Genomic DNA, 11,294 nt, shown 5'->3' with positions numbered 1-11,294 from the left:
GCACGACGGCGGCCCGTTCCCCCGGAACCGGAACTCCGGGGGAACGGGCCGTTTCCGGTCCGGCTCCGGCTCAGCCGCCGTGCAGCGCCGTCACCACCGGGCCGACCAGCGGCAGGTCCTTCAACGCGCCACCGCTGGTCAGCGGGTCGGTGACGGCGGCCGTCGAGACCGGCTTGAAGTCCGCGATCTGCGTCCCGACCGCGTTGTCCAGCGGGTCCGTGCCCGTGCCCGCCAGCGGGTCGAGTCGCAGATGCGTCACCGGGGCGATGCCGCCCCTGAGGGAGTGCCCGAGCGCCCCGGTCACCGCGCCCCCGGCGGCCTCTCCGGCCTCCCCGAGGCTGGTGTCGCCGAGACTGGTGCCGGCGCCCACGACCGGCAGGTGGGGCAGCGGCGCCGCCTGGGCCGCCGCACCCCCCGCACCGAGCGCGGCACCCACCGCGGTGACGGTCAGCCCTGCCCTGAGCAGGGCGCGGCGCCGGGACTTGGAAAGTGCGTGACGTGCCATGGAATTCCCGCCTGATCGAGACCATCGAGTAATCGTCTGGACGCGTAGAGTAGTTGAGGTGTGATGCTCGATACCAACACGGGCACCGGGGGATCCCCTGCGTGGGTCAATGCCTCACACTCGTGTTCTGTGAATTCCCAATCGATCCCGACCCGCGTGGTGCTGCTCGCGGGCCCCTCCGGCTCCGGCAAGTCCTCCCTGGCCGCCCGCACCGACCTGCCGGTGCTGCGCCTGGACGACTTCTACAAGGAGGGCGACGACCCCACGCTGCCGCTCGTCCCCGGCAGTACGGACATCGACTGGGACTCCGCACAGTCCTGGGACGCCGACGCCGCGGTCTCCGCGATCATGGAACTGTGCCGCACCGGGCGCACCCACGTCCCGGTCTACGACATCTCCACCAGCTCCCGGGTCGACCGGGAGGCCCTGCACATCGAGCGCACACCGCTGTTCGTGGCCGAGGGGATCTTCGCGGCGGACATAGTCGAGCGCTGCCAGGAACTCGGCGTCCTGGCCGACGCGCTCTGTCTGCGCGGCCGCCCGACCACGACGTTCCGCCGCCGCCTGCTGCGGGACCTGCGCGAGGGCCGCAAGTCGGTGCCGTTCCTGCTGCGGCGCGGCTGGCGGCTGATGCGCGCGGAGCGCCGGATCGTGGCCCGCCAGACGGCCCTGGGCGCCCACCCCTGCGGCAAGGAGGAGGCCCTGGGCCGACTGGCCGCCGCCGCGGCGGGACGCTGCCGCCGGGCACCGGTGGGCACCCCGGTCCCGGAGTAGGCCGCCCCCGCCCACCGGCACCTCGCGCACGGGCCTCCGGCCCGGCTCGGCCCGGATACGCCAGGGTCCCGCGGCAGGCCGAGCCCTGCCCGCCCACGCGCCGGCTCCCGTCGCCACGAGCCCCTCGACGCCCTCCCGTGTCGACGCATCGCGAAGTGGCAACACGTCGCGGAGTGGCAACACGTCGCGGAGTGGCAACACGTCGCGGATCACGGCGTAGGCGCCGGGGTCCTCGGACACCGCCCGGACCACCGGCAGCAGCACGGTCTTCCGGTCCACCGAGACATGGACACCGGCCCCGTCCTCCCCGGCGGGCTCGGCGGGAAGCCCGCTCCTGACGTGGGCGGCCGAAGTCAGCCCCATGTTCTCCCGCGCGTCCACACGGCAGTCGGCGAGAACCTGCCCGAGCGGCAGCCTCGGACCGGCATCCGGCACGCCGTCCGTCCTGTCAACGCTCTCCGCGACCACGGGGAGCACGTCCTTCATCGCCTGCGCCTGCACCTGTGCCTGTGCCTGTGCCTGTGCCTGTGCCTGTGCCTGTGCCAAGGAGTACCCCGCCCGCCCCGGTCGGGTCAGCCACGTACCTGGCCGCGAGCGCACCCCGGCATGGAACTCCCCGCGTACGCCGACGAGGCCGGACAGGCCCCCCGGCCCATCCGACCCCGCAGCACTTCCCCCGTACTCCGCCGCCTCCCCCGAAGCAGCGGCCCCGTGTCCCCCTTCGTTCCCCCTCGGTCTCCCCCGTGTTCCCCCGTTCCTCAGGCCACCAGCTCGCCGAAGGACTCCTCCTCGTCACGGCCGAAGCTGAGGACCTCGTCCTCGCGCAGCCGGCGGAGCGACCGCCAGATGCTGGACTTCACCGTGCCGACACTGATGTCGAGGATGGACGCGATCTCCGGATCGGTGCGGCCCTCGTAGTAGCGCAGGACCAGCATCGTGCGCTGGAGTTCCGGCAGCCGCGCCAGCGCCTGCCAGAGCACGGCGCGCAGTTCCGTGCCGCGCATCGCGTCCGTGTCGCCCGCCGTCTCCGGCAGTTCCTCGGTCGGGTACTCGTTGAGCTTGCGCCTGCGCCAGGCGCTGATGTGCAGGTTCGTCATGGTGCGGCGCAGATAGCCGCCGACCGCCGCCTTGTCGCTGATCCGGTCCCATGCCCGGTACGTCGAGAAGAGGGCGCTCTGCAGCAGGTCCTCGGCCTCGAACCGGTCGCCGGTCAGGTGGTAGGCGGTCGCGTACAGGGAGGCGCGGCGCTCCTGGACGTAGGCCGTGAACGCCGCTTCGGCATCCCCGCCCTGCGCCGGAACCTTCCGCTCCCTCGTGCTCTCCCCGTACGCACGGCCCCCGTTGTTCCCCCCGCTGTCCCCCGCAGGCGCGTCAACCACCGTCATGTACGAGGTGTGCTGACGCCCGGCGCCACGAACGCACCCCCGTCCACTCCCGGCGCCGGACTTCTCGGTGCTCCGGCCGACGTCGTGGAGACGCGTGACAACTGCGCTTGCGGTGATGCTGTGAGTTGCGTTCATCTCGCGCCCCCCATCGGTGGAGTCCGTCCGTTCCTTGTGCCAATGAGCTTGCCGGGGCAGTTTCATGACGCTGTCCGCCGACTGTCACAGCCCTGTCACAGGCCCCGTCGGCCCCGTGTCCGGGCCGTGCCGGACGCACGAGTCGGCCCCAACTGTCGAACTGGGGCTCTGCCATGGGTCAGAATGACCAGCGTGCCTTTCCTGTTGCTGATCGAGGACGACGACGCCATCCGCACGGCCCTCGAACTCTCGCTGTCGCGCCAGGGCCACCGTGTGGCCACTGCGGCGACGGGAGAGGACGGCCTGAAACTGCTGCGCGAGCAGCGGCCGGACCTGATCGTGCTGGATGTGATGCTGCCCGGGATCGACGGTTTCGAGGTGTGCCGGCGTATCCGGCGCACCGACCAGCTGCCGATCATTCTGCTGACCGCCCGTAGCGACGACATCGACGTCGTCGTCGGGCTGGAGTCCGGTGCCGATGACTATGTGGTGAAACCCGTGCAGGGCCGGGTGCTCGACGCCCGCATCCGCGCGGTACTGCGCCGCGGCGAGCGCGAATCGACCGACTCCGCGTCCTTCGGGAACGTGGTGATCGACCGCTCCGCGATGACCGTGACCAAGAACGGGGAGGATCTGCAGCTCACGCCGACCGAGCTGCGACTCCTGCTGGAGCTGAGCCGCCGGCCGGGCCAGGCCCTGTCGCGGCAGCAGTTGCTGCGGCTGGTCTGGGAGCACGACTACCTCGGTGACTCCCGGCTGGTCGACGCGTGCGTGCAGCGGCTGCGGGCCAAGGTGGAGGACGTGCCGTCCTCGCCGACGCTGATCCGTACCGTCCGGGGTGTGGGCTATCGACTGGACTCGCCTCAGTGAGCGATGCCGTCAAACGGGGCCTGCGCGCCGGGCTCCGCTGGACCAGTCTGCGACTGCGCCTGGTCGTGGTGTTCGCCCTGGTGGCGCTGACCGCAGCGGTCTCCGCGTCGGGGATCGCGTACTGGCTGAACCGCGAGGCCGTGCTGACCCGTACCCAGGACTCCGCGCTCGGGGACTTCCGCCAGGAGATGCAGAGCCGGGCGGCCTCGCTGCCGCTCCACCCCACCAGGGACGACCTCCAGAACGCCGCCGTGCAGATGGCGAACAGTTCGCCCGGCTACAGCGTGCTCCTGGTCGACGAGCGCGACACCGGCAAGCCGATCGTCGGCAACTCCGACCTGGACAGCTTCACGCTCGACAACGTACCGGCGGCGCTCCAGAAGGCGGTCAACAAGAAGCAGCCGGTGGAGGCGGGCAACAAGTACGAGTACCACCTGTTCTGGCAGCGGACCAGCATCCGCGGCACGCCCTACCTGGTGGGCGGCACGAAGATCATCGGCGGTGGCCCGACCGGCTACATGCTGAAGTCGCTCGACCAGGAACGACAGGACCTCAACTCCCTCGCCTGGTCCCTGGGCATCGCCACCGGCCTCGCCCTGATCGGCTCGGCGCTGCTCGCGCAGGCCGCGGCGACGACCGTGCTGCGGCCCGTGCAGCGGCTCGGCGACGCCGCGCGCAAGCTCGGCGAGGGCAAGCTCGACACCCGGCTCACGGTCTCCGGCACGGATGAGCTGGCCGATCTCTCCCGTACGTTCAACAGGACCGCGAGCGCGCTGGAGAAGCGGGTCGCGGACATGAGCGCGCGGGACGAGGCGAGCCGGCGGTTCGTCGCCGACATGTCGCACGAGCTGCGTACCCCGCTCACCGCGCTGACCGCGGTCACCGAGGTGCTGGAGGACGAGGCGGACAGCCTCGACCCGATGATCGCGCCCGCGGTGCGCCTGGTGGTGAGCGAGACCCGGCGCCTCAACGACCTGGTGGAGAACCTGATGGAGGTCACCCGCTTCGACGCGGGCACGGCCCGGCTCGTCCTCGACACCGTCGACGTCGCCGACCAGGTGACCGCCTGCATCGACGCCCGTGCCTGGCTGGACGCGGTGGACCTGGACGCCGAGCGCGGCATGATGGTCCGCCTGGACCCGCGGCGGCTCGATGTGATCCTGGCGAATCTGATCGGCAACGCGCTCAAGCACGGCGGTTCGCCGGTACGGGTCGCGGTGCGGACCGAGGGCGACGAACTGGTCATCGAGGTCCGCGACCACGGCCCCGGTATCCCCGAGGACGTCCTGCCCCATGTCTTCGACCGGTTCTACAAGGCCAGCGCCTCACGGCCGCGTTCCGAGGGCAGCGGTCTCGGTCTGTCGATCGCCATGGAGAACGCGCACATCCACGGCGGCGACATCACGGCCGCGAACTCGCCGGACGGCGACGGCGCGGTGTTCGTGCTGCGCCTGCCGCGCGATGCCGAGCAGCTCACCCGTTCCGCCGGTGGGCACGGTGCCGGGGACCGGGACGAGGAGGGCGACGCCACGTGAGGGACAGCGTGAGAGGCAGTGCGAGGGGCAGCGGCAACCGCCGGGTACGCCGTTCCGCCCTGGCACTGGCCGCGGCCGTGACCGGGGCCGTGCTGGCCGCGGGCTGCGGCATCAGGTCCACCTCGGTGCCGGTGGACGCCGGGGCCGCGCCGTCCCGGGTGCCGTGCACGATGTCGGCGGACGACGTCACGACCCAGGCCGTCAAGGGCGTGCCCGTACAGATCTATCTGGTCTGTTCCTCGCAGCTGGTCACGGTGGACCGTACGGTGCACATCGACCGGACCGGCGCGGACCGGCTCCAGGTGGCACAGGCGCTCCTGGACGAACTGCGCCGGAAGCCGCCCGCCGCCGAACGCCGGGCCGGGTACTCCACCGCCGTCCCGAAGAACCTCCGGGTCGGCGCGGCCCGCGGCGGCGACCGGCAGGGCACCCTGCGCCTCAGCGAACAGCCGGAGGACCTGCGGTCCGAGGCCCTGGCCCAGATCGTGTGCACCTACGCGGAGAGCGACGCCCTCGCCCCGGAGGGCACGGTGGTCCTGGGCGGCCCCGGGAACTACGCGCCGCGCGGGTACATGTGCACCTCGGAAATGAAGGCACGACCCAAGTCCGCCTCGACGCCGGGGACTGGAACGGGGACGGGCATGAGCACGGGAACGGGAACGGGCCTGGGGACGGGCCTGGGGACGGGCACGGGGGGCTGAGGCTGAGGCGAGGGGGCGTGAGGCGGGGGCGTGAGGCGGGGGCGCAAGGTGCGGGCCTGGGGTACGGGGCGTGCCTGAACTGCCCGGTCTTTCCCGGCCTTCCCGGCCTGCCCGGTGTCTGAGACGCGACCTGAAACGCCGTCTGAAACGCCGTCTGAGGCTGGGCTGAGGGCAGGCAGGCTTCGGCGAGGGCCGAGGCAGGGGCTGGAGCAGGGACTGAGGCGGGTCCCCGACCGAGCTAGGTACCGGCCCGACCGAGCTGCCCCGGGAGCCGAGGTACAGGCCCAAGTGTGCTACCCCGAGGGCCGGGACCCCCGCCCTCCCGTGGTCCGACCGGCCGCCCCGGTGGGACGGATTCCGGGGTGGCGGAACCGATCCTGCCGTTCGTCGCGTCTTGGGTGGCGTGCGTCAAGGTCCGGACGGCCAGGCCGTCATCCGCTTCCGCGCGACCGGGGTCTCTCTCGTTCTCGCGCATCTGCTGCTTGTCGGGTGGCTGACTCTGCGCCCGCTCGATGTGCCCTGGGTGACCGCCTCGAATCTCCATCTCTTCGCCGGTATCAGGGCCGATCTGTCCCTCGGTCCGGTCGAGGCCGCCCGCCGGATCGGTGAGGGGCTGCTGCTCCTCGCTCCGCTGGGCGTGCTGCTGCCCATGGCCGGGGGCCGGCTCACCGTCTCCCCGTGGGCCTCGCTGATCCGCACCGTCGCGGCGGGGACGCTGATCTCGACGACCATCGAACTGGCCCAGACCGGGGTGCCCGGACAGGTCGTCGATGTCGACTCGCTGCTGCTGAACACCATCGGCGTGGCCCTCGCCCACCTGCTCGTCGTCCCCATGTGCCGGGCGCGGCTGCGCCGCAGGAAGCAGGAGCGGGTAGGAGTGGCACCCCACCCCAGGGACGAGGCGGCCCAGGGTACGACCCCGACGATTCCCAGGGTCGGGATCGCCCCGTAGAGCGACGCTTTGCCCCTGTTCGCCGGGCCACCATGGAGTCATCGGGAGCACGACGGAGCTGCTCCCCGGCGACGTTCGCGAAGGAGCCCACCATGGCCGCACTTGCCCGCCCCCTCGAAGGACGCATGATCGGCGGAGTGTGCGCAGCGCTGGCGCGGCGCTTCGGCACCTCCGCGGGAACCATGCGCGTCATCTTCCTGGTCTCCTGCCTGCTGCCGGGGCCCCAGTTCCTGCTCTACCTGGCGCTGTGGGTGCTGTTCCCGTCCGAGAAGTCCTCCTCGGCGCCCGCCGCCTGGTGACCTTCGTACGGAAACTTCGTACGGAAACGCCTGTGGGGCGGACACCCGGTCCGGGTGTCCGCCCCACAGGTGGGTACGGGTGTCAGCCGCCGAGCGGAAGGCCGTTGGCCGACAGGCCGCCGGTCTTCAGGCCACCGGTCGGCAGACCGCCGAGCAGGCCCTTGACCGGGGTGGTGGCGTCGCCGACGAGCTTCTGCTGGCCGGTGCCGAGGAGCTTGGTGGCCGTCTCCTGGACCGGCAGGCTCTGGGTCGCGGTGTCCAGCGCCGCGCCCGCGACCGGCAGGGCGGTGGTGGCGACGTCGGTCGGCAGCACCGCGGCGGAGGCGGTACCCGCGGCGGCGGCGGCGAAAGCGGCACCGAGAGCGGCGACGCCGAGAGTCCTGACAGCAGACTGCTTCATGTGAAATTCATCCTTGGGGAGAGGAACGTGGGGGGCTCCGCAACGTAGCCATTCCATCGCCCTCATCGCAATCACGTCGACACGCGGAAAGCGGCCAGGAATTCACATCCCGGCCGCTTTCCCTCAAGGCGTCGATCAGCTCACAGAATTGGAAGAAACGCTGGTCGCGGTGGTCTGCTCGAAGAGCCACTCGGACTTCAGCTCGGCGTATCCGGGCTTGATCACATCGTTGATCATCGCCAGACGCTCATCAAAAGGAATGAATGCGGACTTCATCGCATTGACGGTGAACCACTGCATGTCGTCGAGCGTGTATCCGAAAGTCTCGGTCAGCTTCTCGAATTCGCGGCTCATGCTCGTACCGCTCATCAGCCGGTTGTCCGTATTCACGGTGGCCCGGAAATGCAGCTTGCGCAGCAGTCCGATGGGGTGCTCGGCGTACGAGGCGGCGGCGCCGGTCTGGAGGTTGGAGGTCGGGCACAGCTCCAGCGGGACGCGCTTGTCCCGTACGTAGGAGGCGAGGCGGCCGAGCTTCACGGCACCGTCCTCGGCGACCTCGATGTCGTCGATGATGCGGACCCCGTGACCGAGCCGGTCGGCGCCGCACCACTGGAGCGCCTGCCAGATCGACGGCAGGCCGAAGGCCTCGCCCGCGTGGATGGTGAAGTGGTTGTTCTCGCGCTTGAGGTACTCGAAGGCGTCGAGGTGCCGGGTAGGAGGGAAACCGGCCTCCGCGCCCGCGATGTCGAAGCCGGCCACGCCCTGGTCGCGGTAGCGGTTGGCCAGCTCGGCGATCTCCAGGGAGCGGGCGGCGTGCCGCATCGCGGTGAGCAGGGCGCCGACCCGGATGCGGTTGCCGTCCTGCCGGGCCCGCCGCTCACCCTCGCGGAAGCCCTCGTTGACCGCCTCGACGACCTCTTCGAGGCTCAGTCCGCCCTCCAGGTGCTGCTCGGGGGCGTACCGCACCTCGGCGTAGACGACACCGTCCGCGGCCAGGTCCTCGGCGCATTCGGCGGCCACCCGGACCAGGGCGTCACGGGTCTGCATGACGGCGCAGGTGTGCGCGAACGTCTCCAGGTACCGCTCCAGGCTGCCGGAGTCGGCCGCCTCGCGGAACCAGATGCCGAGCTTGTCGGGATCGGTCTCGGGAAGTCCTTCGTATCCACTCGCCAGAGCGAGGTCGACGATCGTTCCCGGGCGGAGTCCGCCGTCGAGATGGTCGTGCAGAAGCACCTTGGGGGCACGCCGGATCTGATCCTGGCCGGGCACATGAGGGGTCGGGCTCATCATCTGCGCACTCTAATCCCTACGCGCGTAGATTGTCGCTCGCCGATACGTAACAGTGACCGCCAATACAGGTGGAGTACACCCACCCTTCTGACACTGTTCTGTCATGGCACAGAGCGCACTCCCCCTGCCTGCCGCAAGACTCGGACGGGCCGTCAGAACGGCCGGAGGCCCGGCCTCGGTCAGCGGCGTGGTCCTGCTGCTCCCGGACGGCGAGCCCGACTCGCACCGCCGCCCCTCCCCTCTCACCTACGCCCTCCAGCTGCCACTGGCCCGCGCCCTGGCCCGCGCCGGGCAGGAGGACGGCCTCGCCGCACACGTCGTGCGCTACCGCTGCCGGGGCTGGAACGCGACCGACGCGCACCTGGCGGCGGACGCCGAGTGGGCGGTGGACGAGGTCGTACGGCGATACGGCGACGTCCCCGTCTGCCTGGCGGGCCACGGCATGGGCGGCCGCGCCGCACTCCGCGCGGGCGGCCACCCCGCGGTCGGCTCCGTCCTGGCGATGGCCCCCTGGCTGCCCGAGAACGACACGGACGCCCCGGGCGGCCCGGAGCCGGTGAAACACCTCCTGGGCCGCCAGGTACTCCTCGTCCACGGCACCAACGACGCCCGCACCGACCCCGAACTGTCCTTCCGCCTGGCCGAGCGCGCCAAGAAGGCCAACCGCGACACCTGCCGCTTCGAGGTCCACTCAGACGGCCACGCCCTGCGCCAGCACCGCGCCGAAGTAATGGCCCTGGCCTCGGACTTCGTACGGGGCTCCCTGTTCGGCCGCGCCTACGCACGCCCGGTGGCCGACGCCCTGGCGGCGCCGCCGCCACTGGGGTTGCGGATGCCGCTGGCGGCGGGGTTCGGGAAGTCGTTGCGGGGGTGACGGGGTGTTCGGCGGCGACGCATCGCTGCTTGGGGCGGGGAGGGGAGAGGAGGTGCCACTTATGTTCCGTATGCCGGATTCAACAGAAGTGAAGAAAAACAGCACTTCCCTCCGATAAAGTCGCAGGTCACGAACGGTGGTCCCCGCGCGTGCGGGGGTGGTCCCGGGGGCGGCCCCCGGCAGGGCTCCACACCCACGGTGGTCCCCGCGCGTGCGGGGGTGGTCCCGCGCAGGTCAGAGCGGTGATAGGGCGGTCTATGTGGTCCCCGCGCGTGCGGGGGTGGTCCCTGGTCCATCATGTCGCCGAGGTACTTGGCGGAGTGGTCCCCGCGCGTGCGGGGGTGGTCCCAGGCATGGGTGTCCCCCGGTCGATGTGCACGGGTGGTCCCCGCGCGTGCGGGGGTGGTCCCAGCAGATCCCCGGGTTGCAAATCGCCCTTGCTGTGGTCCCCGCGCGTGCGGGGGTGGTCCCGTCATCGATACCACGTACAGCGGCCCGCGACTGTGGTCCCCGCGCGTGCGGGGGTGGTCCCCCTGGGCGCGTTCCCCCTCCAGCAGGGCGGTGGGTGGTCCCCGCGCGTGCGGGGGTGGTCCGGTGTCCACGACGGTTCCCCTTCGGCTTGTCAGGTGGTCCCCGCGCGTGCGGGGGGTGGTCCGCACTCGACGATGTCGGCGAAGTCGACCAGGTCGTGGTCCCCGCGCGTGCGGGGGTGGTCCGGACGGGCCCGCTGTCCCGACCCCCCGCCCGGCGTGGTCCCCGCGCGTGCGGGGGTGGTCCGTCGGCGCCGTACAGGGGCTGCGGGTTCTACTCGTGGTCCCCGCGCGTGCGGGGGTGGTCCTCATGGGGAGCTTCGGCATCCCGAGCACGCCCGGTGGTCCCCGCGCGTGCGGGGGTGGTCCGTGCGCTGGAGTTGGCCGGGCCTGACCTCCGGCGTGGCCCCCGCGCGTGCGGGGGTGGTCCGCGTCAGGAGGCCGCCGACCAGCGGGAACGGGAGTGGTCCCCGCGCGTGCGGGGGTGGTCCTCAGGGCCAGTTGCAGCGGACGCACGGACTGGCGTGGTCCCCGCGCGTGCGGGGGTGGTCCGCCACTTGTCGACTTCCCGCGTGGCGGGCGGCCGTCGTCCCCGCGCGTGCGGGGGTGGTCCGGACGGACGGGCGCCCGACTCCGCGTACTGGCTGTGGTCCCCGCGCGTGCGGGGGTGGTCCCCGCGGGCAGATAGCTAGTCGTACCGAACGGCAGTGGTGCCCGCGCGTGCGGGGGTGGTCCCAGGTTCTGTACGCCCAGGTCCCAGTCGAGCAGGTGGTCCCCGCGCGTGCGGGGGTGGTCCCCCCGAACAGCGGGCGCCGTCATCACCGCCGACGTGGTCCCCGCGCGTGCGGGGGTGGTCCCGGACCGTCCGGGCTGAAGGCGCACGACCCGCGGTGGTCCCCGCGCGTGCGGGGGTGGTCCGCTCGAATTTCAGCGCCGTGGCGCCCCGCACATGTGGTCCCCGCGCGTGCGGGGGTGGTCCCCGGCCTGAGCAGAACGCCTTGATCAAGGACGAGTGGTCCCCGCGCGTGCGGGGGTGGTCCTGCG

Annotated in this window: 11 protein-coding genes and 1 CRISPR repeat array (1 of these 12 cut by a window edge); of the genes, 7 read left to right on the top strand and 4 right to left on the bottom strand. The window is 71.7% G+C overall.

Annotated features, from left to right (window positions below; genetic code table 11):
• Nucleotides 1–70: 70 nt before the first annotated feature.
• Complete coding sequence (locus ACFVFH_RS06750; protein WP_383764343.1) at nt 71–505, bottom strand: hypothetical protein; 435 nt, start codon at nt 503–505, stop codon at nt 71–73.
• 63 nt (nt 506–568) lie between these two features.
• Here ACFVFH_RS06750 and ACFVFH_RS06745 point away from each other — a divergent pair, with 63 nt between their 5' ends.
• Entirely contained in the window at nt 569–1,279 is a 711-nt protein-coding gene (locus tag ACFVFH_RS06745) for a uridine kinase (protein WP_383764340.1), read from the top strand.
• A 758-nt stretch (nt 1,280–2,037) separates the two neighbouring features.
• Here the strand turns inward: ACFVFH_RS06745 and ACFVFH_RS06740 are convergent.
• Nucleotides 2,038–2,799, bottom strand: coding sequence for a SigE family RNA polymerase sigma factor (locus ACFVFH_RS06740; RefSeq protein ID WP_383764337.1), 762 nt, complete (start codon nt 2,797–2,799; stop codon nt 2,038–2,040).
• 192 nt (nt 2,800–2,991) lie between these two features.
• Between ACFVFH_RS06740 and afsQ1 the strand changes: the two genes are divergently transcribed.
• The 5 genes from afsQ1 (at nt 2,992) to ACFVFH_RS06715 (ending at nt 7,156) form a co-directional block, all read left to right on the top strand.
• Complete coding sequence (afsQ1, locus tag ACFVFH_RS06735; RefSeq protein ID WP_176729344.1) at nt 2,992–3,669, top strand: two-component system response regulator AfsQ1; 678 nt, start codon at nt 2,992–2,994, stop codon at nt 3,667–3,669.
• Complete coding sequence (locus ACFVFH_RS06730) at nt 3,666–5,204, top strand: ATP-binding protein (protein ID WP_383764334.1); 1,539 nt, start codon at nt 3,666–3,668, stop codon at nt 5,202–5,204. Before afsQ1 ends, ACFVFH_RS06730 begins: the two co-directional genes overlap by 4 nt.
• Nucleotides 5,201–5,905: a hypothetical protein gene (locus ACFVFH_RS06725; RefSeq protein WP_383764331.1), complete on the top strand. Its 705-nt coding sequence runs from the start codon at nt 5,201–5,203 to the stop codon at nt 5,903–5,905. Before ACFVFH_RS06730 ends, ACFVFH_RS06725 begins: the two co-directional genes overlap by 4 nt.
• Before the next feature lie 403 nt (nt 5,906–6,308).
• Nucleotides 6,309–6,857 (top strand): VanZ family protein, encoded by a 549-nt coding sequence (locus ACFVFH_RS06720; protein ID WP_383764329.1) that lies wholly within the window; start codon nt 6,309–6,311, stop codon nt 6,855–6,857.
• A 92-nt stretch (nt 6,858–6,949) separates the two neighbouring features.
• Nucleotides 6,950–7,156 (top strand): PspC domain-containing protein, encoded by a 207-nt coding sequence (locus tag ACFVFH_RS06715; RefSeq protein ID WP_383764326.1) that lies wholly within the window; start codon nt 6,950–6,952, stop codon nt 7,154–7,156.
• An 82-nt stretch (nt 7,157–7,238) separates the two neighbouring features.
• Here ACFVFH_RS06715 and ACFVFH_RS06710 read toward each other — a convergent pair whose 3' ends face one another.
• Nucleotides 7,239–7,556, bottom strand: coding sequence for a hypothetical protein (locus ACFVFH_RS06710; RefSeq protein ID WP_383764323.1), 318 nt, complete (start codon nt 7,554–7,556; stop codon nt 7,239–7,241).
• 135 nt (nt 7,557–7,691) lie between these two features.
• Nucleotides 7,692–8,846, bottom strand: a complete 1,155-nt coding sequence (locus tag ACFVFH_RS06705) for an adenosine deaminase (RefSeq protein ID WP_383764320.1) — start codon at nt 8,844–8,846, stop codon at nt 7,692–7,694.
• A gap of 187 nt (nt 8,847–9,033) precedes the next feature.
• Between ACFVFH_RS06705 and ACFVFH_RS06700 the strand changes: the two genes are divergently transcribed.
• Nucleotides 9,034–9,720 (top strand): alpha/beta hydrolase, encoded by a 687-nt coding sequence (locus tag ACFVFH_RS06700; protein ID WP_383765568.1) that lies wholly within the window; start codon nt 9,034–9,036, stop codon nt 9,718–9,720.
• A 136-nt stretch (nt 9,721–9,856) separates the two neighbouring features.
• A CRISPR array of direct repeats spans nt 9,857–11,294; the repeat unit is 28 nt; unit sequence GTGGTCCCCGCGCGTGCGGGGGTGGTCC; it runs 178 nt beyond the window's last position.

Origin of the sequence: Streptomyces sp. NPDC057697 (genome assembly GCF_042799335.1) — a bacterium.
Taxonomy (GTDB): Bacteria; Actinomycetota; Actinomycetes; order Streptomycetales; family Streptomycetaceae; genus Streptomyces.
Note: the sequence above shows the minus strand (reverse complement) of the source record. Positions and strands in the feature narration are given on the sequence as shown.